The sequence below is a fragment of the Catenuloplanes niger genome, from assembly GCF_031458255.1.
Lineage (GTDB): Bacteria > Actinomycetota > Actinomycetes > Mycobacteriales > Micromonosporaceae > Catenuloplanes > Catenuloplanes niger.
The window spans coordinates 722930-747552 of sequence record NZ_JAVDYC010000001.1; the positions used below are offsets into that span (position 1 = coordinate 722930).

Annotated in this window: 26 protein-coding genes; 15 read left to right on the plus strand and 11 right to left on the minus strand. The window is 72.3% G+C overall.

All coding sequences use genetic code 11. The features are described 5' to 3' along the window. Positions 1–288 precede the first annotated feature (288 nt). From J2S44_RS03165 to J2S44_RS03175, 3 genes are all read right to left on the minus strand, one after another. A complete protein-coding gene (locus J2S44_RS03165) occupies positions 289–3462 on the minus strand; it encodes a LamG-like jellyroll fold domain-containing protein (RefSeq protein ID WP_310408870.1) in 3174 nt (1057 codons plus the stop codon). 159 nt (positions 3463–3621) lie between these two features. Beyond that, complete coding sequence (locus J2S44_RS03170; RefSeq protein WP_310408871.1) at positions 3622–3882, minus strand: hypothetical protein; 261 nt, start codon at positions 3880–3882, stop codon at positions 3622–3624. A 65-nt stretch (positions 3883–3947) separates the two neighbouring features. Then, complete coding sequence (locus J2S44_RS03175) at positions 3948–4349, minus strand: ChaB family protein (protein ID WP_310408873.1); 402 nt, start codon at positions 4347–4349, stop codon at positions 3948–3950. Positions 4350–4448: 99 nt separating this feature from the next. Between J2S44_RS03175 and J2S44_RS03180 the strand changes: the two genes are divergently transcribed. Further along, complete coding sequence (locus J2S44_RS03180; protein WP_310408875.1) at positions 4449–4646, plus strand: hypothetical protein; 198 nt, start codon at positions 4449–4451, stop codon at positions 4644–4646. Positions 4647–4749: 103 nt separating this feature from the next. Further along, positions 4750–4923: a CsbD family protein gene (locus tag J2S44_RS03185; RefSeq protein WP_307236520.1), complete on the plus strand. Its 174-nt coding sequence runs from the start codon at positions 4750–4752 to the stop codon at positions 4921–4923. A gap of 208 nt (positions 4924–5131) precedes the next feature. On the opposite strand, the gene J2S44_RS03190 is transcribed toward J2S44_RS03185, so the two are convergent. Then, complete coding sequence (locus tag J2S44_RS03190; RefSeq protein ID WP_310408877.1) at positions 5132–6259, minus strand: LCP family protein; 1128 nt, start codon at positions 6257–6259, stop codon at positions 5132–5134. A gap of 169 nt (positions 6260–6428) precedes the next feature. Here J2S44_RS03190 and J2S44_RS03195 point away from each other — a divergent pair, with 169 nt between their 5' ends. Beyond that, entirely contained in the window at positions 6429–7586 is a 1158-nt protein-coding gene (locus J2S44_RS03195; protein WP_310408878.1) for an LCP family protein, read from the plus strand. A 39-nt stretch (positions 7587–7625) separates the two neighbouring features. Here the strand turns inward: J2S44_RS03195 and J2S44_RS03200 are convergent, their stop codons facing one another. Then, positions 7626–8096: a DUF2231 domain-containing protein gene (locus J2S44_RS03200; protein WP_310408880.1), complete on the minus strand. Its 471-nt coding sequence runs from the start codon at positions 8094–8096 to the stop codon at positions 7626–7628. A gap of 98 nt (positions 8097–8194) precedes the next feature. On the opposite strand from J2S44_RS03200, the gene J2S44_RS03205 reads away from it, so the two are divergent. Both J2S44_RS03205 and J2S44_RS03210 read left to right on the plus strand, forming a co-directional pair. Further along, positions 8195–8611: a hypothetical protein gene (locus J2S44_RS03205; RefSeq protein ID WP_310408882.1), complete on the plus strand. Its 417-nt coding sequence runs from the start codon at positions 8195–8197 to the stop codon at positions 8609–8611. Further along, on the plus strand, positions 8608–9777 hold the full coding sequence (locus J2S44_RS03210; protein WP_310408883.1) for a zinc-dependent alcohol dehydrogenase: 1170 nt from the start codon (positions 8608–8610) through the stop codon (positions 9775–9777). Before J2S44_RS03205 ends, J2S44_RS03210 begins: the two co-directional genes overlap by 4 nt. 60 nt (positions 9778–9837) lie before the next feature. Here J2S44_RS03210 and J2S44_RS03215 read toward each other — a convergent pair whose 3' ends face one another. The 4 genes from J2S44_RS03215 to J2S44_RS03230 form a co-directional block, all read right to left on the minus strand. Further along, entirely contained in the window at positions 9838–10623 is a 786-nt protein-coding gene (locus J2S44_RS03215; protein WP_310408885.1) for a SigB/SigF/SigG family RNA polymerase sigma factor, read from the minus strand. An 86-nt stretch (positions 10624–10709) separates the two neighbouring features. Then, positions 10710–12095 carry a neutral zinc metallopeptidase gene (locus tag J2S44_RS03220; RefSeq protein WP_310408887.1) on the minus strand — a complete coding sequence of 462 codons (1386 nt, stop codon included), beginning with the start codon at positions 12093–12095 and terminating at the stop codon, positions 10710–10712. A 49-nt stretch (positions 12096–12144) separates the two neighbouring features. Next, positions 12145–12462: a DUF6766 family protein gene (locus J2S44_RS03225; protein ID WP_310408889.1), complete on the minus strand. Its 318-nt coding sequence runs from the start codon at positions 12460–12462 to the stop codon at positions 12145–12147. Further along, positions 12459–12824, minus strand: coding sequence for a hypothetical protein (locus J2S44_RS03230; protein WP_310408890.1), 366 nt, complete (start codon positions 12822–12824; stop codon positions 12459–12461). The genes J2S44_RS03225 and J2S44_RS03230 overlap by 4 nt, the downstream gene beginning before the upstream one ends. A gap of 96 nt (positions 12825–12920) precedes the next feature. Here J2S44_RS03230 and J2S44_RS03235 point away from each other — a divergent pair, with 96 nt between their 5' ends. From J2S44_RS03235 to J2S44_RS03250, 4 genes are read left to right on the plus strand one after another with little or no spacing between them, the layout of a single operon-like run. Continuing rightward, the gene (locus J2S44_RS03235) at positions 12921–13859 is read left to right on the plus strand and encodes a methyltransferase (RefSeq protein ID WP_310408892.1); all 939 of its coding nucleotides are present in this window, start codon (positions 12921–12923) and stop codon (positions 13857–13859) included. A 2-nt stretch (positions 13860–13861) separates the two neighbouring features. Continuing rightward, positions 13862–14671, plus strand: coding sequence for an MBL fold metallo-hydrolase (locus J2S44_RS03240; protein WP_310408893.1), 810 nt, complete (start codon positions 13862–13864; stop codon positions 14669–14671). After that, a complete protein-coding gene (locus J2S44_RS03245) occupies positions 14671–15807 on the plus strand; it encodes a carboxylate-amine ligase (protein ID WP_310408895.1) in 1137 nt (378 codons plus the stop codon). Before J2S44_RS03240 ends, J2S44_RS03245 begins: the two co-directional genes overlap by 1 nt. After that, on the plus strand, positions 15804–17171 hold the full coding sequence (locus J2S44_RS03250; RefSeq protein WP_310408897.1) for a M20/M25/M40 family metallo-hydrolase: 1368 nt from the start codon (positions 15804–15806) through the stop codon (positions 17169–17171). Before J2S44_RS03245 ends, J2S44_RS03250 begins: the two co-directional genes overlap by 4 nt. Before the next feature lie 48 nt (positions 17172–17219). Here the strand turns inward: J2S44_RS03250 and ctaD are convergent, their stop codons facing one another. Beyond that, positions 17220–18962 (minus strand): aa3-type cytochrome oxidase subunit I, encoded by a 1743-nt coding sequence (gene ctaD / locus J2S44_RS03255; protein WP_310408899.1) that lies wholly within the window; start codon positions 18960–18962, stop codon positions 17220–17222. A 115-nt stretch (positions 18963–19077) separates the two neighbouring features. Here ctaD and J2S44_RS03260 point away from each other — a divergent pair, with 115 nt between their 5' ends. From J2S44_RS03260 to J2S44_RS03285, 6 genes are all read left to right on the plus strand, one after another. Then, positions 19078–19464, plus strand: a complete 387-nt coding sequence (locus tag J2S44_RS03260; RefSeq protein WP_310408900.1) for a winged helix-turn-helix transcriptional regulator — start codon at positions 19078–19080, stop codon at positions 19462–19464. Positions 19465–19741: 277 nt separating this feature from the next. Beyond that, the gene (locus J2S44_RS03265) at positions 19742–19852 is read left to right on the plus strand and encodes a keywimysin-related RiPP (protein ID WP_310408901.1); all 111 of its coding nucleotides are present in this window, start codon (positions 19742–19744) and stop codon (positions 19850–19852) included. 66 nt (positions 19853–19918) lie between these two features. Then, positions 19919–21763, plus strand: coding sequence for an asparagine synthase-related protein (locus tag J2S44_RS03270; RefSeq protein WP_310408903.1), 1845 nt, complete (start codon positions 19919–19921; stop codon positions 21761–21763). Next, a complete protein-coding gene (locus tag J2S44_RS03275) occupies positions 21760–22017 on the plus strand; it encodes a lasso peptide biosynthesis PqqD family chaperone (protein WP_310408904.1) in 258 nt (85 codons plus the stop codon). Before J2S44_RS03270 ends, J2S44_RS03275 begins: the two co-directional genes overlap by 4 nt. Then, complete coding sequence (locus J2S44_RS03280; RefSeq protein WP_310408905.1) at positions 22014–22430, plus strand: lasso peptide biosynthesis B2 protein; 417 nt, start codon at positions 22014–22016, stop codon at positions 22428–22430. Before J2S44_RS03275 ends, J2S44_RS03280 begins: the two co-directional genes overlap by 4 nt. Before the next feature lie 6 nt (positions 22431–22436). Further along, positions 22437–24170: an ABC transporter ATP-binding protein gene (locus tag J2S44_RS03285; RefSeq protein WP_310408906.1), complete on the plus strand. Its 1734-nt coding sequence runs from the start codon at positions 22437–22439 to the stop codon at positions 24168–24170. Here J2S44_RS03285 and J2S44_RS03290 read toward each other — a convergent pair. Then, positions 24160–24567 (minus strand): Rid family hydrolase, encoded by a 408-nt coding sequence (locus tag J2S44_RS03290; RefSeq protein WP_310408908.1) that lies wholly within the window; start codon positions 24565–24567, stop codon positions 24160–24162. The genes J2S44_RS03285 and J2S44_RS03290 overlap by 11 nt on opposite strands. Between the last annotated feature and the right edge of the window lie 56 nt (positions 24568–24623).

Consider the following 24623-nt stretch of genomic DNA (forward strand, 5'->3'; position numbering starts at 1 on the left):
CCGGGACCGGCGCCCACCCGCAGCCCGGACAGAAGCGGCGGGTGCGACAGCACGCGAACAGCGACGGGCTGGGAGGTGCCATGCCGCGCCTACTCGTGTCGAGATTCGGGCGCGGAAGGGCCCGGTTCCGCGGGTGCGGCGCGAGCGAGAGCGGCGGGATGTGCGGGGAGGGGGTGCCGGCGACAACCGGTCACGCGGGAGCATGCGGGACGGGATCACGCCGGGAGTGGGCAGCGCAAGGAGGGGTGGGGCGTGCCCGGCCGGGGAGCCGGCCGGGCACGCTGCGGATCAGCGGCGGGCGGTGGTGACCAGGGCGGCCACCTCGGCGTCGGTGAGGGCGCGGTCGTAGGCGTGGACGTCGTCGATCGCGCCGGACCACCAGTCGGTCTCGTTGCCGGCGTACTTGGCGCGGCCGAGCGCCAGCGAGCCGGTGCTGACCACGACCGGGCCGGCCGTGGTGCCGGCGACCCGGACGCCGTCGACGTACAGGTGGATCTGGTTGCCGTCGCGCACGCCGGCCAGGTGGTACCAGCGGTCGATGTCGGGCGTGACGACGTGCCGGGCGCGGTTGCCGCCGGGCGTGCTGAAGGCGAACGCGCCCTGGCCGTACTGCAGGTAGAACGGGCTTTCGGTGCGCCGCCCGTCCTGGCTGATCGCCGAGGCGTAGTTGCCGGGCAGTTCGTCCAGGGACACCCAGGCCGCCACCGTGTACGACCCGGAGGTGTCCAGGACCGGGCCGGCGGTCTCGGCCGCGTCGCCGTCGCCGTCGAACGCGAGCCCGGAGCCGGACACGCCGGGCACCCACCGCGTGTCACCGGTCAGCGTCAGGTCGGCCGTGCCGCCGCTGCTGTCCCGGGCCGTGGTGCCGGTGTTCTCGTCCAGCGTCCAGTCACCGCGGCCGGGGAACGTGGCGTCCTCGCCCGCGCCGGCGCCGGCCGCGATCACCTTCTGGTTGATCGCCCGCACCGCGGCCGCGTCCACCTTGAGGTCCCGCCGGTCGTACGTCCAGAGGCCGTTGAGCTCGTTCTCCAGGTCGGTGATCTGGGTGTAGACCGATCCGGACAGTTCCGCGCCCGCGGCCTCGAGGTAGAAGCGGTCGGTGTTGTCGACGTACTTGGCGGTGAGCGCGGCCTTGTCCGCGACGCCGCTGTAGATCACGGTCGGCGCGCCGGGCCACATGTGACCGGGCGTGCGGAGCGTGAAGCCGCCGTGCTCGCCGTCCATCGCGACGCGGGTCGCGTCCGGGAACGCCGGGTCGGTGTTGTTGTAGTCGTGGTGGTCGATGACGTCGCCGCGGCCGGAGTCGCCCTTGGAGTCGCAGCAGTTCACGCCGGAGTGCGCGTTCACGATCCGGGACGGGTCGGCGGCCTTGACCTGGTCGGCGATCTGCCCGGTGGCGGTGCGGTCCCACTCGCCCCAGCCCTCGTTGAAGACCACCCAGCCGATGATCGACGGGAAGTTGTGGAACTGGCTCATCATCTCGCGGCCCTGGTGGAGGAACGCCTCCTGGCCGGCCGTGGTGCGGATGGTCGCGGAGACGAAGTCCTGCCAGACCAGCAGGCCGAGCTCGTCGGCGTGCCGGTACCAGCGGGCCGGTTCGACCTTGATGTGTTTGCGGACCGCGTTGAAGCCGAGCCGCTTGGTCTCCTCCAGGTCGAAGCGCAGCGCCTCGTCGGTCGGCGCGGTGTAGAGGCCGTCCGGGAAGAAGCCCTGGTCCAGTGTGGCCAGTGAGAAGACCGGCTTGCCGTTGAGGACCAGCTTCGGGAAGCCGCCGACCGTGCTGACCTCGATCTGCCGCATGCCGAAGTAGCCGCGGACCCGGTCGGTGCCGCGCCCCTGGGTGAGCGTGACGTCGAGGTCGTACAGGTACGGGTCGTCCGGGCTCCACAGCCGCGGGTTACTGATCTTCAGGGTGAGCGGCGTGTTGGCGGTGCCGGTGACCGTACCGACGCGGCGGCCCTGCTTGTCCAGCGCGGTCGCGGTGACCGGGGCGTTGGTGCTCGCGACGACCGTGACGGTGAGCGCCGAGTTCGCCACGTCCGGCGTGGTGACCAGGTCGGAGATCGCGGTGGTGGCGACCGGTTCCATCCAGACCGTCTGCCAGATGCCGGACGACGGTGTGTAGACGATGCCGCCCGGGTTCAGCGACTGCTTGCCCTTGGGCTGGTCGTTGCCGGTGGTGTCGGTGACGCCGACGATGATCTCTTGCGGGCCGCGGCCGCGCAGCGCGTCCGTGATGTCCGCGGTGAACGCGGTGTAGCCGCCGGTGTGCTCGGCGACCGGCGTGCCGTTCACCCAGACCCGGGCCTGGTAGTCGACCGCGCCGAAGTTCAGCTTGATCCGCTTGCCGGACCAGTCGCGCGGGACGGTGACGAGCTTGCGGTAGAACATGTGGTCCTCGCGCCGCTCGATGCCGGACAGCAGCGACTCCACCGGGTACGGCACGATGATCCGCTCGTCCAGCCGCTTGCCGAACACCGGTGCCTCACCGGCCTCCGCGTCCGCGAACTCCCACGGCCCGTTCAGGTTCAGCCAGTCCTTGCGGATCAGCTGCGGGCGCGGGTACTCCGGCAGCGGCTTGTTCCGGTCGACCTTGTCGCCCCACGGCGTGGTCAGGCGCTGCGTGGAGGCGTTGGCCGAAGAACGGATCACCAGCGGTACGGTCTCGCCGCCCACGACCAGGCCGCCCTTGCCGTCGTAGGTGACCCGGACGCGCTGGTCCTTGAGCACCTTCTCGGCCAGCGTGACGGTGAGGCGGTTTCCGCGTGCCGATACCGCGCTGACCGGCATGGGTACGGTGTCGACTTCAACCTTGAGGCTGGCCGCCGACGGAGCGCTCTCGACCCGCTTCTCGAAGTCGGCCGTCAGCGTGCGGCCGTCCTTCGCGACGGCGAACGTCACCGGGAAGACCTGGAACCCGTCCGGCGGCGTGAAAGCGCTCTCCGGAACGATCTGCTTCGAGAGCCCGGCGCCCGACCAGCGCAGGTACAGGTTCGCGCCGCCGATGTCCTGGAACATCTCGATCCGCACGTCGTGCGTCTCGCCCGCGGTCAGCCGCACCGGCGCGCTGGTCTGCTCCACGTCCCAGTCGCCGACCCAGTGGTCGATCACCGGCTGCCCGTCCAGGAAGAACCGGAAGCCGTTGTCGCCGGTCAGGTAGAACGTGTAGTCACCGGTGGCCGGCGCGGTGAGCCGGCCGGTCCAGCGGGCCGTGGTGTGCTCGGTCCGCCCGGTCAGCGACTCGAACGTCCCGGCCAGGCCGGGCAGGTCGATGTTCGGGTCGAGCAGCACGCCGCCCGGCTCGGCGAAGTCCCGCGCGCCGGGCGCGGACATCCGGAAGTACTCGCCCTTCAGACCGTGCACAGTGGCCGGTGCGGCGGACGCGGCGCCGGGCGGAACCACGAAGATCGATAGGATCAGCAGTGCTGCCAGCAGAAATGGCCTCAGAGGCGGACGCGGCATCGGTACTCCCATCACGGGCGACGACGTTGCCGATCCACATTGACTGATCTTTATTCCAGATGTCAACAGAACGAAACATAACCGTGCACGAGATGGCACGAACGAACATCCACCGTCGGCCGGTCGCGGCTGCCGACGGCGGACGGGAGGTCGCCGCCGTCAGCGGCGGCGGTTCAGGCGGCGGGTGAGGTGCCGCACGGTCAGCGGCGCCAGGAGCAGCAGGCCGCCGGCGAACGCGGCCGTGCCCAGCCCGACCCGCAGCACCGCGGTCAGCAGCAGCGCCCAGGCCACCACGACCAGCAGCGCGGCCAGCGCGTACACCCTGATCACCTGCGGGCCCGGCCGCGGGTCCTCGGTCAGCCCGGCCACGATCTCGTCGAACCGGCGGCGCTCGTCGCCGGAGAGAGGCGCATCTCCCATGCCGGCCACACTGCGCCGCCGGATTGACGAACCATGCCCGGGATCATGACGGTACGGTGACGGTGCTACCGCCCGCCGCGCGCCTTCCTGGTGCTCGAGTCGTTCGCCTTCTGGATCGCGTCGACCAGCTCGGGCTTCGTCATCCGGGACCGCCCACGGATCTCCAGCCGCTTCGCCACGTCCATCAGGTGCTCCTTGCTGGCGTTCGCGTCCACCCCGCCGGCCGTCTTCGCGCGCGTGTTCCGCCCGCCGGCCGCCTTCGCGTCGCTCGGCCCCTTCTTCTCCTTCGGCTCCCAGTGGTCGCCCACCTTCTCGAACGAGTGCTTGACCGCGGAGAACGCGGTCCGGTGCGCCCGCTCGCCCTCCCCGTACTGCTCCACCGCCGAGTCGTGCGTCTTCGCGTACGTGTCCTGGGCCTTCTTCGGCGACCGCTTCAGCGTGCTCGGCATGTCCTCACGGGCGGGCATGACGTACCTCCTCGTCGCATCGTGTTCCCCTTCCCCGTACCCGGCGCCGCGCGCATCATGCGATTGTTTGCCGCCCCGCCACCCGGGAAGCCGGGACCCATGACCCCACCCGAGAAGCTGCCACCGCTCGGCCGGCCCGCCGGCGACGACTCCCCCGACCGGGACCCGGACTTCGCCGGCGAGCACGAGGACACCGCGGTCGGCAAGGACATCACCGCCGGCACGGACGACGCGACCGAACCGGAGTCGCCGGCCGGCTGGTCCGGCATGGAATCGCCGCACGGCCGCCCGGACTGACCGGGTCCACCGCGGCCGGGTGGTTTCCCCGGTCGCCACGCCGGGTAGCCGGATAGGCGAACGGCTCGGAACCGATTCGGGCCTGCACCACACGGAGGTCGTCATGGGCACCGATGACAAGATCGACAACAAGGTCGAGGAAGCCGGCGGCAAGGTCAAGGAGCACGTGGGCCGCGCTACCGACGACCGCGACCTCGAGGCGGAGGGCAAGGCCGATCAGAGCAGCTCCCACGTCAAGCAGGCCGTCGAGCACGTCAAGGACGCCTTCAAGTCCTGACGTCCCCCCGACGCTCACGGGTGGCCGGCGATCATCGCCGGCCACCCGTTGTCGTTCCCGGATCACCGTCCGGCCGGCGCTTCGCACGGCATCACCCACCGCCGATCGGTAGCGATTCGGCCCCGCCGATCACGGTGCGGAAAGGCCGTCATCCGGCCCGCGGAACAACGATTCCGCTCGCCGCCGGACATTCCCGGTAGGCGCCGCTTCAGGAGCGTGCGATGAATTGGGGATTCTCGATCAGGAACGTGCCGAGCGTGCCCGATTTCGCCGCGGCCAGCATCTGCAGGGATTTGGCGTCGAGGTCCTCGTAGGCGATGCCGTCGACCAGCACCGTGTTGACGTTTCCGGCATTCGTCTTGATCAGCGTGAGATCGTTGGCGGCGACGCCCTTGAGCGTGAAGAGGAAGTCCGCGGGCGGGATGCCGCCGGTGTCCAGCACGAACGCGTCACCGGCCGCGCCGACCAGGTTGTCGAGCTTGCCGAGGTCGGTGAGGACGCCGCGCGAGGTGGCCTGCTTGACGATGGCCTTGATGAGCTGCTGCTGGTGGCGCTGGCGGCCGTAGTCGCCGTCGCTGAGGCTCTTGCGGATGCGGGCGTAGTCGAGCGCCTCGGTGGCGTTCATCGTCCGGCAGCCCTTCCGGTGCACCAGCGGCGTGACGCCGGGCGGCAGCTGGATGCCGTAGTCCTCGGAGTACCAGCCCTGCACGAGTTTGCCGGCCGCGTCCACGCCGAGGTGCGCGGACTCGGCCTCCTCGTCGACGCACATGTCGACGCCGCCGAGCGCGTGGATCACGCTGGCGAAGCCGCCGAAGTCGATGATCGCGGCGCCGTTGAACCGGATGCCGGTGGCCTTGTTGATCGTCGTGGAGAGCAGCGTCATGCCGCTGGCGCGTTTCTCCGGTTCCGTCCCTTCGATCTGGTGTCCGTACGAGAAGGCGGAATTGACTTTGTACGAGCCACCCGCGAAATCGGCCTTCGGGTACGGCGGGATCTCCACCAGCCAGTCGCGCGGGATGGAGATCAGGTATGCCTGGTCGTGCGTCTCCGGGATGTGCAGGATGATGATCGTGTCGGACAGCACGGCGGTCTCCGAGGAGCCCTCCGGCCGGGCGTCGATGCCGACGAGCAGCAGGTTCACGGCACCATCGATGTTGTTGCCGGCCGCGCCGTCCTGCGCGTCCGCCGCGCCCTCCAGCAGCGAGCCGGGCGTGAGCGAGCCGGTCACCCGGTTGATCACCGTGTGCGCCGCGACCAGCGTGCCACCGCTCAGGACGACCAGCACCGCGCCGAATATGAGGAGCAGCCGCGCCCACAGCGGGTCCGTGCGAGCCATGTGCACACCTCATCCCCCGAAAAGCCGGAAGCCGCAACGCTAGTCATTTATGACCGCCGATGGCAAGGGTGTGACGTGCGTCGCTTTGCGGATCGAATTAGGCTCCTGACGACTTCCCGAGATGTCAACAGGGAACAGGAACATCACACTGACGGGGGGAGCACCGAGGATGGCATTCGGGCGAAAAATTCCGTTCTGGGCGCGAATCGTTCTCATCCTCGGCGCGGTACTCGTCGTGGCGAGCGCCGGAACGGTGATCGGCGCACGGATGCTGATCAATCAGGCGACCGAGTCGATTCCGCAGACCACGCTGATCGAGGGGGACGCGCGGGCGCCGAAACGCGAGCCGGGCGAGGCCATCGACGGCGCGATCAACCTGCTGCTGGTCGGCATCGACGCGCGGGCGGACGGTGGCGGCAGCGACGGCGACTCGGTCCGCTCCGACACGATCATCATCCTGCACATCCCGGAGACGCACGACAAGGCGTACCTGATCTCCGTCCCGCGGGACTGGCTGGTCGACATCCCGGCGTACTCGAAGAACAACTTCGCCGGGATCAGCGACAAGGTCAACACCGCGTTCTCGGCCGGGTACGCGGGTGAGGGCGACCGGCTGACCAAGCTCGGCCGGGGCATGGAGCTGCTGGCGACCACGCTCAACAAGGCGACCGGCATCCGGTTCAACGGTGCCGCGATCATCGACTTCAACGGGTTCGCCAGCGTGATCCACGCGCTCGGCGGCGTGGACATGTGCGTCGCCGAGCCGGCCGAGTCCGCGCACCTCGGCGTGGACGCCGAGGGCAAGCTGGTGCAGGGCTGGTACTCGGAGGCGTACGGTATCCAGCTCCCGTACGGCATCCAGCCGTACGTGCACCGGGCCGGCTGCCGCACGATGAGCTCGACCGAGGCGCTCGACTACTCGCGCATCCGCAAGAGCCTGCCGAACGGCGACTACGACAGGCAGCAGCACCAGCAGCAGCTGATCAAGGCGATCGTGGCGAAGGCGACCACCCGCGGCGTGCTCACCGACCTGAGCCGGCTCAACGACCTGGTCGCCGCGGCCGGTGACGCGTTCGTGCTGGACACCGGCGACGCCGCGATCGCGGACTACGTCTTCACGCTCCGCGGCCTACGCGCCGACGACATGGTGCTGCTGCGGACCAACGCCGGGAAGACCAACACCCAGATCATCAACGGTACGTACTTCGAGGTGCTCGACCCGACCTCGATGGACATGCTGCAGGCCGCGAAGGACGGCACGCTCGCCGCGTTCCTGGCCCAGCACCCCGAGTTCGACGCCGAGTCGACGGCCGCGCGGACGGACTGAGAAGGGTGGGCGCGGCACCCGGCCGCGCCCACCGCCGGGTCATCGGGACAGTGAGCTGGCGGCGTCCGGGTGCGCGTCCTCGTGCACGCCGATGCCGAGCCGGTCGACCAGCTCGCCGCCGAACCAGGCCGCGATGCTGCCCGCGACCAGCGCGAGCACCTCGAGCGTGAACGGCAGCGCGCCCGGCTGGTGCGTCCCGTCGAGGCGCAGCAGCCAGGCGATCCCGAAGAGCACCAGCACCAGGCCGTTGAGCGTGCCGTGCAGCAGCCCGATCCGCTTGGCCCGGGTGCCGGCCGGGATGCTGGTCCAGTCCAGCCAGCCGGTGACGGCCGCGACGATCGCGCCGACCAGTCCGGCGGTGATGTTCCAGAAGCCGACCTGGCCGAAGATCTCGTTGCCGGTGACCAGCCGGACCAGGTCGAAGATCGCACCGGTCACCAATAGACCGAGCGGGAAGACGATGACCATCTGGTGCACCGGGTGTCCCAGTGCGCGCACTCGTGTCTGCATGCGACGGCGCGTACCCACGTGGATGCCGTCGAACCGCGTCGTTTGAAGTGGACTCCCCGGGGCACGCGCTCCTCCTCGGCGTCGAGAGGAGACAGCACATGAGACGCGCGGTTGTCACGATCGCGGTGGGTGGTGCGGCCGGGATGGCCGCGGTCGCGGCCACCCGGCGGCTGCGTCAGGCCCGGGCCGGCGATGACCGCTGGCACAGCATCACGGTCAACCGGGAGCCGGAGGAGGTCGGGCCGCAGCCGCAGCCACTGCACGACCTGGGCGAGGCGATCCAGGTCCGGGTCCGCCCGGCGCCCGGCGGACGCGGCACCGAGATCGCCGCACGCTGCGTGGACGCCGGCCCGGACGGGGTGCGCGCGCTGCGCCGCGCGCTGCGCGAGACGCGGACGCTGGTGGAGACCGGCGAGGTGCTGCTGCCGGACGCGCCGCCGACCACCCGCCGCACCCCGCTGGGCGCGCCGCTGGCGTACGCGACACGGCACGGACGGCAGGAGGGACGGCTGTGAAGGCACTGTGCTGGGAAGGCGTGAACAAGCTCGCGGTCCGGGACGTGCCCGACCCGCGGCTGCGCAACGAGCAGGACATCGTGGTGAAGGTGCGCAAGACCGTCACGTGCGGCTCGGACCTGCACCTGATCGGCGGCTACATCCCATTCATGAGCCGCGGTGACGTGCTCGGCCACGAGTTCGTCGGCGAGGTCGTCGAGGTCGGCGCGCAGGTCCGCAAGCACAAGGTCGGCGACCGGGTGGTGGTCAGCTCGTTCATCTCCTGCGGGAAGTGCTGGTACTGCTCCCAGCAGCTCTACTCGCTGTGCGACAACGGCAACACGAACCCGGCGATCACGGAGGCGCTGTGGGGCTTCTCCCCCGGCGGCTGCTTCGGCTACTCGCACGCGATGGGCGGCTTCGCCGGCAGCCACGCCGAGTACATCCGGGTGCCGTACGGCGACGTCGGCGCGTTCACCATCCCGGACGAGGTCGACGATCTGCGCGCCCTGTTCGCCTCCGACTCCGCCGCGACCGGCTGGATGGGCGCGGACCTCGGAGGTGTGCGGCCGGGCGACGTGGTGGCGATCTGGGGCGCCGGCGCGGTCGGGCAGATGGCCGCGCGCGCGTCCGTGCTGCTCGGCGCGGAACGCGTGCTGATCATCGACCGGTACGACAACCGGCTCGACCAGGCCGCGAAGTTCGCCGGCGCGGAGCCGCTGAACTACCTGCGGGACGACACCGGGTCCGCGCTGCTGGAGGCGACCGGCGGCCGCGGCCCGGACGTGTGCATCGAGGCGGTCGGCATGGAGGCGCACACCCCCGGCCCCCAGCAGGCGTACGACAAGGTCAAGCAGCAGCTGCGGTTGCAGACCGACCGCCCGGCCGCGGTCCGCGACGCGATCTACCAGGCCCGCAAGGGCGGCAGCGTGTTCGTGCTCGGCGTCTACGCCGGGTTCGTCGACAAGTTCCCGCTCGGCGCGATGATGAACAAGGGCCTGACCGTCCGCGGCGCGCAGATGCACGGCCAGCGCTACATCCCGATGCTGCTGGAGCGGATGGCGCGCGGCGAGCTGGTGACCGAGCACCTGGCCACGCACGTGATGCCGCTGGACCGCGGCCCGGAGGGCTACCGGATGTTCAAGGACAAGGAGGACGGCTGCGTGCGCGCGGTCTTCGAGCCGTGACCGGCCCGGCCGGTGCGTGACCCGGGGTCACGCGCCGGCCCGGCGGGCTGCCGGCGGGGCTCAGGTCGCCTGCATCCGGGTCCGCAGCGTGGTGAGTGCGCGCTGGAGCAGCCGGGACACGTGCATCTGGGAGATGCCCAGGTGCTCGCCGATCCGGGCCTGCGTCCACTCCTGGTAGAAGCGCAGTGAGATGATCTCGCGTTCCCGCGGGCTGAGCGCGCGCAGCGCCGGCCCGAGGTCGAGCAGCGACTCGGTCAGGTCGAAGCCCGGGTCGTCGCCGCCGAGCAGGTCGCCGAGCTCCTTGCTGTCGCCGTCGTCGGCGACCGGGCGGGAGAGCGAGACCGCGGAGTACGCCTGCGCGCCCTCGATGCCCTCGATCACCTGCTCCTCGGTGACCCGCAGGTGGGCGGCGAGCTCCGGCACGGTCGGGCTGCGGCCGAGCGACTGGGTGAGCGTGGTGGCCGCGTCGATGATGGCCAGCCGCATCTCCTGCACGCGGCGCGGCACCCGGACCGACCAGGTGCGGTCCCGGAAGTAGCGGCGCAGCTCGCCGAGCACGGTCGGGACCGCGAAGCCGACGAACTCGCCGGCCGCCGGGTCGTACCGGTCGATCGCCTTGATCAGGCCGACGGCCGCGACCTGGCGCAGGTCCTCGTCGGCCGCGCCCCGGCCGGTGAAGCGCCGGGCCAGCCGGTTCGCCATCGGCAGCCACGCCTCGATCGCCCGCTGCCGGGCCTGCGGGCGCCGCCGGTCGCCGTCCTCCAGCGCGGTGAAGGCGGCGAGGGCCTGGGTGGCCCGGGTGTCCTCGTCGACGGCGAGGTCTTCCACGGTTACGGTGCTGCTCACGGCAGTCCTCCGAGTGGGATCATGAACGGGGGACAGCCTGGCTTCCCCCGATCAGCGCTCCCAACCGGGTCAGTTTTCACCGAATCTCACGAAACGCAGGCGGGCAGGCCCTCCAGTGTGCCGTCGCGGAACTCGGCGATCCGGTCGAACGCGCCCGCGCTCGCGTTCTGCGCCGACCGGCCGAGCGTGAGCAGCGCGGTGACCGCCTCGTCCAGGTCGCCCGGGGAGAGCCGGACGTCGCTGTCCGGGCCGCGCCGCAGCAGGTCGTTCGTCCAGGTCCCGGCGAGGCAGTCGGTGGTCAGCCGGCCGTCCCGGTCGGTGCTGGAGCCGCCGCGGCGCTCCTGCGCGGCCTGCGCGAACAGGCCGCCGAGCAGCATGCCGAGCGCGTTGTCGCCGATCCGCTGGTGCAGCGCCGGCCCGAGCCGGGTGTCGTCGAACGCCACGAACCCGCCGGACGCGCAGTAGAACGCCTGGCCGTCGAGGCTGCCGGCACCGTCCGGCGCGGTCCGGCCGGCGCAGTCCGGCGCCGCACCGTCGAACGGCACGATGCGCAGCGGTGCCCAGGCCGCCCCGCCGGCGATCCGCGGGTACGCGCGCGCCCAGTACTCCTGCACGTCCGTGCCGAGCAGTTCGACGGTCTGCGCGTACGGCAGGTCGCCGCCGGTCGCCGCCTCCTGCGCGCTGGTGAACGGCACCTCGGTGATCGGCAGGTTCTGCGCGTCGTACTCCGCGCACCGGCCGGCGCCCCGCTCGACGCCGTCCTGGAACGCGCGGATCCGGTCGAACGCATTGCCGTGCGCCTGCGGGTTCGTCGCGGACGTGCCCGGCTCGTCGCGCAGCTGCAGAATCCCGGCGACCGTGTCGTCCAGCTGCTGCGCGGACGGTGCGGCGAAGCCGGTGGACCGCCCGGCGATCACGTCCGCCACCCAGGCACCGGCGTAGCAGTCGGCCTGCTGCTCGAGGACCACGGTCGGCTGGTCGGTGACGCCGAGCCGGGCCTGGACGCCGTGGCCGTACTCGTGGGCCAGCACCACGCCGGTCAGCAGCGCGCCGAAGTCCTGGTGGAGCTGGGGCAGCAACACCTCGGCGTCCCACGCGATGAAGTCACCGGCCGGGCAGTAGAACGCGTTCGGCTGGTACTCCCCCGGCGCGTCCCCGCAGGCCGGCGGCGGGTCGTTGCGGGTGTACGGGTGATGGCCGCCGCGCACCGGCTGGAACGCGGCACCGTCGGCGAGCCGCGGGTACGCGGTGCTCCAGAAGCGCTCGACGTCGGTCAGCGCGCTCTCGGCGGTGCGGTTCGCCTCCTCCGGGGAGACCGGTGCGCCGGTCGCGCCGAACCCGTCGCCGGGGTTGCCCGGCAGCCGCGGCGGGTCCTCGAACCCACCGGAGGTGACCACCACACAGCCGCTCAGCAGCGTCAGCACCGTCGCGGCGGCCGCCAGGGCACGCGCGCTCGTCCCAGCGAAGTCCATGCGGGACCGGATGCCCGCGCCGGCCGGCGGCAAACCGGCCCGGCGACGATCAGCCCTCGACGCCGGTCGCGGTGTGTGCGGAGCCGACCGGCTTGGACTCCGGCGAGCCACGTTCCCGCAGGTAGATGGGGAGCACCACCATCGAGAAGACGGCCAGCAGCTCGGACTGCCAGTTCTGGAACGTGCGGTTCCAGAAGTCGGGGGTGAGCAGGTACTCGCCCCACGTCACCGGCTCCTGGCGGGCGCGCAGCTGCTCCGCGTTGAACGCGACGACGCCGGCCGCGGACTGCGCCTGGCCGGCCAGCGCCAGCAGGAACAGCAGCGCGAAGCACAGACTCAGGCCGTTCCGGCGCAGCCGCTCCCTCATCGGTGCAGCGCCGCGACGGTGAAGACCAGCGCGAGCCCGGCGGCGACGACCCGCCAGCCGCCGGCGAACTCGGCCAGGAACACGGTGTCGGTGTCCAGCACGACCTGCGCCTGGTCGACGTAGACGCGGGACCGCCGGACCGCCCCGGGCGCGGGCAGGTCCTCGGCCGCGAGCGCGTCCGCGCAGGCGCCGTCCAGTGACGCCGCGGTCTCCGGGGCCAGCAGCGCGCACGCCGCGGCCGGGTCGGTCGCGGCCGCGGCCAGGAACCGCGTCGCCACGTCCGAGGCCGCGCCGGCCCGGTCCGTCGCGGTGGCGCACCCGGCGAGCGCGAGCGCCGGGATCAGCAGAACGGATCTCCTCATGACCGGACGAGGATTCCCACCGCTGGGTGTTCTACACGTGCCCGAGGGCGCGGAACGGGCACGATTGAACGGGGCACGACGGGGCATCCCGGGCCGATGACCAAGCCCGAACACCTGCTGAGTCTCGGTGCCGCGCTCAAGGCGGCCGGATACGCGTTCACCACCGTCACGCCCGCCACGCACGAGCGGGTCAACCGCCGCCCGGAGAACGCGCGGGCCACGGACCTGCGTGGCGTCTTCGGCTGGAGCCGGCCGTTCGGTCCGGGCGTGCTGCCGGACGAGATCGTGGACCTGATGGACGCGGCGGAGGTACTGGACCGGGACGGCGACGTGTGGCGCAGCCTGGTGCGGTTCTCCACGTTCGACGGGGAGTTGTTCGTACACTCCGCGTTCCCGACCACGGACGCGGACGCGGTCTTCTTCGGTCCGGACACGTACCGGATGGCGGAGGCCGCGGCCGCGCACGTCATGCACCGGCGCCGGCCGGTCCGCCGGGCCGTGGACATCGGCTGCGGCACCGGCGCCGGCGCGATCACGGTGGCGAAGCGGGCGCCGGCCGCGGAGGTGTTCGCGGTCGACATCAACGACACCGCGCTCGAGTTCACCCGGGTCAACACCGCGCTCGCCGACGTACGCAGCGTGCGGGCCTGCCACAGCAACCTGCTCAAGGACGTCGACGGTACGTTCGACCTGATCGTCTCGAACCCGCCGTTCATGATCGACCCAGCCGGGCGGGCGTACCGCGACGGCGGCGGCTCCGGCGGCCACGACCTCTCCCTGTCGATCATCGACGCGGCCGTGGAACGCCTCGACCCGGGCGGCTCGCTGGTGCTGTTCAGCGGCGCCGGCATCGTCGACGGCGAGGACCCGCTGCGGGCCGCCGCCGCGGACCGCCTGGCCGGCACGGACCTGACCTGGTCCTACCGGGAGGTCGACCCGGACGTGTACGACGAGGAACTGGACGGCGACGCGTACCGGCACGCGGAGCGGCTCGCCGTGGTCGTGCTGACCGCCTCCCGCTCGGAGTGGTCCTGACCATGACGATTCAGGCGAGCGTGACGTACATCGGCAACGCCACGACGCTGCTGCGCCTCGGCGGCTTCACGCTGCTGACCGACCCGGCGTTCCGGCCGGCCGGCAGCCGCTACCACCTCGGCTACGGCGCCTGGACCAAGCGCGTGCTGGACCCGGCCGTCGGGCTCGGCGACCTGCCACCGCTGGACGCCGTGCTGCTGTCGCACCTGCACTCCGACCACTTCGACAGCGCGGCCGGCCGCGGCCTCGCGCCGGACCTGCCGATCCTCACCACGCCACAGGCCGGCCGGAAGCTGCGCCGCAAGCGGTTCTCCGCCGCGCACGGGCTGCCGACCTGGGAGAACCGTGACATGTCGCGCGGCCGGCAGCGGCTGCGGGTGACCGCGGTGCCCGGCCGGCACGGTCCCGGCGTGGTCGACCGGCTGCTGCCGGACGTGATGGGCTCGGTGGTCGAGCTGTTCGAGGACGAGGTGTGCCGGCTGCGCCTCTACGTCACCGGGGACACGCTGCACCGGCCGATGCTGGCCGAGGTGCCGCGGCGGTGCGGTGACATCGACGCGATGCTGATCCACCTGGGCGGCACCCGGCTGCTCGGCATGCTGCTGACCATGGACGCGCGGCAGGGCGCGGACCTGACCGAGGTGATCCGGCCCCGGTTGACGCTGCCGATCCACCACGAGGACTTCGCGGTCTTCACGTCGCCGGTCGGCGACTACTTCGCGGCGGCCCGGGACCGGGGGCTGGCCGGGGTGCAGCCGATCGGGCGCGGCGACACGGTCACGCTGCCGCTGCGCACCGAGGCGGGCGCCTGATGCACGACGCGCTGCCGGACGCCGGTCCCGGCGTGCTGACCGCGGACCCGGTCGTGCCCACGCTGGGCGTCGAGGAGGAGTTCCTGGTGCTCGACCCGCGCACCGGCGAGAACGCGCCGGTCGCCGACCGGGTGCGGGACGCGCTGCCGGACGCGGTGCGCGAGTTCGGCCGGCCGGAGTTCCGGCGCAGCATGGTGGAGATGGTCACGCCGGTCTGCACCCAGCTCCCGGAGCTCTCCTACCACCTGCGCCGGCACCGGCGCGCGGCCGCGCTGGCCGCACGCGGGCTCGGGGCGCGCCTGGTCGCGATAGGTGCCACGCCGGTCCGCGAACCGGATCTCTCGGTCCCGGACGGCGAGCGCTACCGGACCATGGCGGAACGGTTCGGCGCGATCGCCCGCGAACCGGCGCTGTGCGGCCTGCACGTCCACGTCGGCGTGCCGGACCGGGAGCTGGCCGTGCGGGTCTGCGCGCACCTGCGCGTCTGGATGCCGCTGATCCAGGCGATGACCGCGAACTCACCGTTCTTCGACGGCGCGGACACCGGGCATGCGAGCTGGCGGGGCGTGCGGATCCAGCGCTGGCCGACGATCGGGCCGTCCCCGGTGTTCGGCTCGGCCGCCGAGTACGACGCGACCGTGGCGAGCCTGGTCGAGTCCGGCGCGATGATCGACCGCGGGATGGTCTTCTGGTACGCCCGGCTCTCCGACCGGTACCCCACGGTGGAGATCCGGGTCGGCGACGTCTGCGCGACCGCGCGGGACACCGTGCTGGTCGCCGCGCTGCTGCGGGCGCTGGTCGCCGCGATCACGGAGCGCCCGGACGACGACGTGCCGGACGTCCCGGACAGCGTGTTGCACGCGGCGCACTGGCGGGCCGCCCGGGAGGGCCTGGACGGCGACCTCTTCGACGTACGCACCGGCCGCGCCCGCCCGGCCTGGGACCTCGTCGACGACCTGGTGACCGCCGTGACGCCGGCGCTGACCCGGCACGGCGACCTGCAGCCGGTGCTGACCGCGCTGTCCGGGCTGCGGCGCTTCGGCACCGGCGCCGCCCGGCAGCGCCGTCTGCTGCGGGCCTCCGGCAGCCTGCCGGAGGCGCTGACCGCGCTGGCCCGCCTGACCGTGAACGGATGAGGAACGCCATGCACGCGCACGTGGACCGGGACGCGCTCGTCGCGGACCTGATGGACTGGATCCGGCTGCCGTCCGTGCACGGCGTGCCGGAGAACGCGATCGACCTGGAACGCTCCGCGCGCTGGCTGGCCGGTGCGCTGCGGGAGACCGGCTTCCCGGAGGTGGAGGTCGCCGACCCGGGCGGCGCACCGGCCGTGATCGCCCGCTGGTGCGCCGCGCCGGGAGCGCCGACCGTGCTGGTCTACAGCCACCACGACGTGCGGGCCGCCAAGGAGGAGACGTGGGCGGAGACGCCGGCGTACCGGCCGGTGCTGCGCGACGGATACGTCTACGGCCGGGGCGCCTCGGACGCGAAGGGGCAGATCGTGGCGCACCTGTGGGGCGTGCGCGCCCACCTGGCGGCGACCGGGCGGTCCGTACCGGCGGTGAATCTGATCTGGCTCGTCGAGGGTGAGGAGGAGACCGGCTCGGCGCACCTGGCCGGGCTGCTGGCGGAGCACGGCATCGAGGCCGACCTGGTCGTCTACTCGGACACGCTGCTGTGGCACCGCGACCACCCGGCGATCTGCATGAGCATGCGCGGTGGACTGAACGCGCGGATCGAGGTGTACGGGCCGCTGCGCGACGTGCACAGCGGCGCGGTCTCCGGGCCGGCGCCGAACCCGCTGGTGGCGCTGGCCCGGCTGATCGGCCGCCTGCACGACGACAAGGGCCGGGTGACGCTGCCCGGCTTCTACGACACGGTGACCGGGCCGGGCGAGCGCACCCGGGCCGCGTTCGCGGCGCTGCCGTACTCGGACGAGGACTGGCTGGCCCGCACGGAGACGCGCAGCATCGGCGGTGAGGAGGGGTTCACGGTGCTGGAGCGGCTGTGGGCGCGGCCGGCCGTGGAGGTGCTGACCGTGGTCGCCGGCGACCCGGACGGCCCGGCCCGGGGCGCGGTCCCGGCCGTGGCGACCGCGAGCATCACCATGCGCACCGCACCGGGTCAGGTGTGCGCCGAGGTCGCCGATCAGCTGCGCCGCTGGGTGCGGGACACGATCGACGAGGGCGTGGCGTACGAGCTGACCGTCGCGGAGGAGCTGGCGCAGGAGCCGTACCGGACGCCGGACGACCTCCCCGCCGTGGCCGTGCTGGAGGCGGCGATGCGCGACGGGTTCGGCACGTCCGCCGTCGGGCGGATGGGCAACGCCGGCGGCGGCCCGGCCGACCTGCTGTCCACGGCCACCGGCGCGCCGGTGCTGTTCTTCGGCACCGGGCTGCCGGAGGACCGGTGGCACGACGGCGACGAGCGTGCCTCGGTCGACGTGCTGGTCGCCGGCGCGGCCACGCTGGCCTCGTTCTGGGGCCGGCTCGGGCGCTGACCCCGTCGTGGTGTGCCCGGTGATCGTCACCGGGCACCACCCGCCTCCTCAGTGGTCGCGGTAGGTGGCGCCGTCATCCGACTCCGGTGTCGCGGGCGTCGCGCCGCCCTCCGGCGGCCCGGCGATCGACTGGGAGCCGGCCGCCAGCTCCGGGAACTTCGCGTCGAACGCCGGCCGCTCGGAGCGGATGCGCGGCATGCGGTCGAAGTTGCGCAGCGGCGGCGGGCTGCTGGTCGCCCACTCGAGGCTGTTGCCGTGCCCCCACGGGTCGTCCACGGTGGCGAGCCGGCCGGCCCGGTAGGAGTGCCAGCAGTTGTAGAGGAACGGCAGCGTGGACAGGCCGAGCACGAACGACCCGACGGTGGAGAACGTGTTCAGCGCCGTGAAGCCGTCCTGCGCCTGGTAGTCCGCGTACCGCCGGGGCATGCCCTCGTTGCCGAGCCAGTGGTGCACCAGGAAGGTGGCGTGGAAGCCGAGGAACGTCAGCCAGAAGTGCAGCTTGCCGAGCCGCTCGTCGAGCATCCGGCCGAACATCTTCGGGAACCAGAAATAGATGCCGGAGAACACCGCGAACACGATCGTGCCGAACAGTACATAGTGGAAGTGCGCGACCACGAAATACGTGTCGTGCGTGTGGAAGTCCACCGGCGGGCTGGCGAGCAGCACGCCGGACAGCCCGCCGAACAGGAACGTCACCATGAAGCCGAGCGCGAACAGCATCGGCGACTCGAACGTGAGCTGGCCGCGCCACATCGTGCCGATCCAGGTGAAGAACTTCAGCCCGGTCGGTACGGCGATCAGGTAGCTGAGGAAGCTGAAGAACGGCAGCAACACCTGTCCGGTGGCGAACATGTGGTGCGCCCACACGCTCATCGACAGCGCCGCGATCACCAGCGTGGCCGCGACCAGCGTCTTGTAGCCGAACACCGGCTTGCGGCTGAACACCGGGATGACCTCGGTGATGATGCCGAAGAACGGCAGCGCGATGATGTAGACCTCGGGGTGCCCGAAGAACCAGAACAGGTGCTGCCACAGCATCGGCCCGTTCGTCGCCGCGTCGTAGACGTGCGCGCCGAGCGTGCGGTCCGCCGCGAGCGCGAGCAGCGCCGCCGCCAGGAACGGGAAGACCAGCACCACCAGCAGGCTGGTGACCAGGATGTTCCACGTGAAGATCGGCATGCGGAACATGGTCATGCCGGGCGCGCGCAACGTCAGGATCGTGGTGATCATGTTGACGCCGCCGAGGATCGTGCCGAGGCCGGACAGCACCAGCCCGGTGATCCACAGGTTCCCGCCGATGCCCGGCGAGTGCGCGCCGTCGGACAGCGGCGTGTACGCCGTCCAGCCGAAGTCGGCCGCGCCGCCGGGTGAGATGAAGCCGCCCATCACGATGACGCCGCCGAACAGGTACAGCCAGTACGCGAACGAGTTCAGCCGCGGGAACGCCACGTCCGGCGCACCGATCTGGATCGGCACCACGTAGTTGGCGAACGCGAACACCACCGGCGTCGCGAAGAACAGCAGCATGATCGTGCCGTGCATGGTGAACAGCTGGTTGTACTGCTCCGGGCTGAGGAACTGCATCTCCGGCCGGGCCAGCTCGGCGCGCATGACCAGCGCCATCAGGCCGCCGAGCATGAAGAACACGAACGACGTGACCAGGTACATGATCCCGATCTGCTTCGCGTCCGTGGTGCGCAGCAACCGGGCCAGCGCCGACCCACGCACGGCCGGGCGGACCGGCGCCGGCCGGGCCTGGATCGTCGTGGGCTTCGGCACGAGGGTCGTCACGGGATCACTCCTAATGGCGTGGGGGCGCGGCCCCGCGTGCCCCAGCATCGACGCAGGTAAACGTCCTGTCCAGCGGTCACTTGCCGTTACCTGGGAGCTGATGGAGAGTAAGCAGGTGGGAAACCGTCACGAGATCGCCGCCCTGCCGCCCGAGTCCGACCTGGCCCGCGCCGACTCACTGGCCCGCGAGATCTTCTCCGACATCGCGAACAAATGGGCGCTGCTGATCATCGAGTTCCTCGGCCTGCGCGGCACCATGCGGTTCGGCGAGCTGCGCGACGAGATCGGCGGCATCAGCCACAAGATGCTCACCCAGAACCTGCGCACGCTGGAACGCAACGGCCTGGTGACCCGGACCGTGCACCCCACCATCCCGCCCCGCGTCGACTACACGCTCACCGACGCCGGCGACGCCCTCCGTGCCGTCGTCGACGGCATGTGCGACTGGACGCAGCGCTTCCTGCCGCACATCGAGGCGTCGCGTACCGATTACGACGCCTGAGCATTCTTTCGAATAACCGTCAATTGTCTTCTCGGGTGTTTTGGTCGACTTCGTGACGCAAATTCCATGCGCGCCCACCATGGGATGAACACGAGCCGGCCCCATTGCCCGCGCTCATTAATCGTCGATAACGTTCTCGCCGTCGGAAACGGTGGCCCCGCTGATAATCCGACGAGCTCGGAGTCGCCGGCGCGCCCGGTGGCACCGAATTAAAAATGCATCGGCCGATGCGATTAGTCATGTCCACGGCGAAAGCCGATTACCGAAAGGTGGCCTCATGACCTCCTACGAGAAGCCCACGCTGACCCCGCAGGGCGACTTCCGCACCGAGACCGGCATCGGGAACAAGGGCCCGAAGGACCTGCTGGGCGGCAAGCAGCTCCTCTGATCACGGTGCACACCGGGCGGCGGCAGCACGCCGCCGCCCGGCCCCTGCGGAGGAAGGACCAGCGCCATGACCCGCCCCTCACACCTCGCCGGACTGTCCGACTGGTTCCTCGTGCTCCCGGACGACCCGGCCGCCACCGCCGCCGCCGAGCGGTTGCGGCCGTTCGCCGGCCGGGCCGTCGGACATCCCGGTGGGCGGCCCTGGCTGCTCGGACGGTGGACCGTCGAGCGGCTCACCGTCGGCACGGCCGGTGACGTCACCGTCGCGGTCTCCGGCACCCACGTCGTCCCGGTCGAGGCCGCGCGCGAGGCCGCCGAGCGCGTCCGGTCGGCCGGGCGGGTCGACGGCGCGGTGCTCGACGCCCCGGGCAGCTATCACGTGGTCGTGCGGACCCCGTCCGGGACGTACGTCCGCGGCGGCGCCACCGAGGTGCGTCGCGCGTTCGTGACCCGCACCGGCCCGGCACCGCTCGCCGCGGACCGCGCCGACGTGCTCGCCGCGGTCCACGACGCCGGTCTCGACCCCACCCGGCTGGCCCTGCACCTGCTCGACCCGCAGACACTCCATCCGCTGGCCGGGACGCCGGTCTGGGCCGGGATCGACGCGGTCCCGGCCGGATCATGGGCGCGGATCGACGCCACCGGCCGCGTCGCGTTCCGGCCCTGGTGGCGCCCGCCGGAGCCGGTCACCCCGATGGCGGAGGCCGCGGCCGGGCTGCGCGACGCGCTGACCGACGCGGTGCGGGTACGGACCGCCGGGCGCCCGCTGGTCACCACCGACCTGGGCGGCCTCGACTCGACCGCGGTGTGCAGCGTCGCCGCCACCCGCGGCGGGACCACGGTCGCGGCGTACACGGTGGACGTGCACGACCCGCTCGGCGACGACGTGCGGTGGGCCGCGCACACCGTCGCGGCGCTCGGGATCGAACATCACCTGGTGCCCGCCGAGCGCATGCCGATGACCTACGACGGGCTCACCGGCCCGGGCGAGAGCTGGGACGAGCCGTGCCTGACCACGGTGGACCGCAACCGCTGGAAGACGCTCATGCGGATGGCCGTGGACCGCGGCTCCACGCTGCACCTGACCGGGATCGGCGGCGACGAACTGCTCTACGGCTCCGTCGCCCACCTGCACACGCTGCTGCGCCGGCGGCCACGGCCGGCCTGGCGCGCGCTGCGCGGCTTCGAGGCGAAGTACCGCTGGTCCCGCGGCGAGACGCTGCGTCAGCTGGCGGACCGGCGGCCGTACCGGGCGTGGCTGGCCCGGGCCGGGGACGAGCTGACCGCGCCACCGCCCTCGCTGCGTGAGCCGCTGCTCGACTGGGGCAGCCCGCCGCGGCTGCCGCCGTGGACCACGCCGGATACGGTCGCGGCCGTCCGGGCACTGCTGCACGCGACGGCCGCGCACGCGGAGCCGCTCGCGCCGTCCCGGGGCCGGCACCGGGAGCTGGAGGCGATCCGGTCGCTGTCCCGCACCACCCGGCAACTGCGCCAGATGGCCGCGCCGCTGGGCCTGGACTACGCGGCACCGTACTACGACGACCGGGTGGTCGAGGCCGCGCTGCGCACCGATCCGGCGGACCGGATCACGCCCTGGCGGTACAAGCCGCTGATCGTCGAGGCGATGCGCGGCGTGGTCCCGGAGGCCAGCCGCGAACGCGCCACCAAGGCGAACGCGATGGTGGAGGAGGAGAACGGCCTGCGCCGGCACCGCGCCGACCTGCTGACGCTCTGCGACTACTCCCGGCTGGCCCGGCTCGGGCTGATCGACGCGGTCGCGTTCCGGGCGGCGTGTGCCCGGCCACCCGCCAGTGACCTGCAGATCGGCGTGCTGCACCAGACCCTCGCCTGCGAGGTCTGGCTGCGCGCGCTGGAGGAGACCACCGTTCCCGCCGGAGGAGGACCGAGATGACCACCATGTTGCGCAACGGCATCCTGATGACCGAGACCGAGTACGGCGTCGTGCTGCTGGACGAGCACACCGGCGCCTACTACACACTCAACCCGACGGCCGCGCTCGTGGTGCGCACGCTGGACTCCGGCGGCGACGACGAGGCCGCCGCCGCGGCGCTGGTCGCCCAGTTCGGCGCGGACCCGGGGACCGCGGGCACGGACGTGGCCGAGCTGGTCGGTTCGCTGCGCACGGCGGGGCTGCTGCGCCGATGAGCATGCCGGAGACCATCCCGTACAACCCGGCGTCGTTGCCCTTCACCACCCGATGGGCCGCGCGCGTCGCCGTGACGGCGGCCCGGTTGCTGGCCCGCCGCCGCCCGGACCGGGTCCGGCGGGTGATGGGCGTGCTGCACCGCGGCACCCGCCCGGCCGGCGCCGCCCAGGCACTGGCCGCGTACCGGGCGGTGACCGCGGCGAGCCTGTACTGCGCGGGACGGGAGGGCTGCCTGCCCCGGTCGATCGCGGTCGCGCTGCTCTGCCGCGCGCGCGGCAGCTGGCCGACCTGGTGCGTGGGTGTGCGGCGGCTGCCGCCGTTCGCCGCGCACGCCTGGGTGCAGGTGGACGGCGAGCCGGTCGGCGAGGAGTTCCCCGCCGACTACTTCCGGCTGTTCTACTCGGTCGGATGACGCCGGATGCGTGCCGACCTGGCTCGCTGGCGCGACGTACGGCGGCTGACCGTGGGACACCGGCGCGCGATCGCGGTCGCGGCCACACTCAGCCTGGCCGGTTCCGCGCTGGCCCTGGCGCAGCCGATCCTGGCGCGCGACGCGGTCGACACGGCCGCGGCCGGTACCGTGCCGTGGCCGGTGCTCGGCGCGCTGGTGCTGCTGTTCACGGCGCAGGCCGGCACGATGGCGCTCGCCCGTTACGTGCAGGCGCGCACCGGCGAGACCATGATGCTGCGGCTGCGCCGCGCCCTGATCGACCACCTGCTGCGGGTCCGGATCCGGGACCTGGACCGGCACCGGGTCGGTGACCTGATCGCCCGCGCCGGCGGCGACACGGCCGTGGTGCGCACGCTCATCGCGCAGAGCCTCGGCTCCGGCATCGCCGGCGTCGCGGGCCTGGCCGGGACCGTGGCGCTGCTGGCCTGGCTGGATCCGTGGCTGCTGATCGCGGTCAGCGTGATGTTCGCGATCGCGGTGGCGGCGCTGCTGGCGATCGTGCGGCGGCTGCGGACGGCCTCGCGTGGCGCGCAGGAGGCGGAGGGAGCGCTGGTCGCGGACCTGGAGCGGGCGCTCGGCGCGATCCGCACGGTCCGCGCCGGCCGCGCCGAGGCGTGCGAGAGCGCGCGGGCGGCCGGGGTCGCGCGCCGGGTCCGGGACGCGAACGTGCGGATGGCCCGCCTCGCCGCGGTCAGCGGGCCCGCCAACGACCTGGCGGTCAGCGGCGCGTTCCTGGTGGTGCTGCTGATCGGCGCCACCCGGGTCGCGGCCGGGCAGACCAGCCTCGGCCAGCTCGTGGCGTTCACGCTGGCCATGACGTACCTGGCCGCGCCGATCGGGGAGATCTTCCTGGCGGTGACCGCGATCCAGCAGGGCTCGGGTGCGCTGCACCGGATCAACGAGGTGCTGGCGCTGCCCCGGGAGACCGATCCGGTGCCGGCCCGGCCGCACACCCCGGCCGGGCCGGTGCTGGAGTTGCGCGACGTCTGGTTCGGCTACCACCCGGACCGGCCGGTGCTGCGCGGCGTCGACCTGGTGGTGCCGGCTCGCGGGCACCTCGCGCTGGTCGGCCCGTCCGGTGCCGGCAAGTCCACGATCTTCGCGCTGGTGGAGCGCTTCTACGACCCGGACCGCGGCACGGTGCTGCTGCACGGGCAGAGCGTCGCGTCCGTCCCGTACGGGCGGCTGCGCGCCACGGTCGGCCTGGTCGAGCAGGACTGCCCGTTGCTGCACGGCACGCTGCGCGACAACCTGCTCTACGGCAGCGGCCCGGTCGGCGACGACGAGCTGCACCGCATGCTGGCACTGACCAGCCTGACCGGCGTGGTCGCCGCGCTGCCCCGGGGACTGGACACCGACGTCGGCGAGCACGGCCGGCTGCTCTCCGGTGGACAGCGGCAGCGGGTCGCGATCGCCCGCTGCCTGCTGAGCCGTCCGCGCCTCATCCTGCTCGACGAACCCACCGCCCACCTGGACCCGGACAGTGAGCGCGCACTGGCCGACACGATCCGCGACGTCTCCCGGGTCTGCGCGCTGATCGTCATCGCGCACCGCTTCTCCACCGTCCGCGGCGCCGACCGGGTCGTGGTCCTCGACGGCGGCCGGGTGGTCGCCGACGGCACCCACGCGGAGCTGCTGCGCCGCGACGCGTACTACCGCCGGCTGGCCGCCTCCGCCGAGCCCCTCCGGGTCAGCCGGTGATGGCGGTGGCCTCGACCTCGACCAGGTGTTCGGGGACGTCGAGCGTGGTGATGCCGAACAGCGACGCCGGTGGGGTGGCGGTGACGCCGAGGCGGGCGGTGGCCCGGGCGATGCCGTCGAGCAGCAGCGGCATCTTGTCCGGGGTCCAGTCGACGACGTGCACGACGAGCTTGACGACGTCGTCGAAGGTGGCGCCGGCCGCGGCGAGCGCGGTCGCGACGTTGAGGTAGGCCTGCTCGACCTGGCCGGCCAGGTCACCGACCGCGATGTTCGTGCCCTCGGCGTCCCAGGAGACCTGGCCGGCGACGTGGACGAAGCGGGAGCCGGTCGCCACGGAGACCTGGTGGTAGACGGGGATCTCCGGCAGGCCGGCCGGGTTGATCAGGGTGACGGTCATCGGAAAGCTCACTCTCTTTCGGTTACCGGGAAACCGTAAGAGATCGCCGCCGGGAC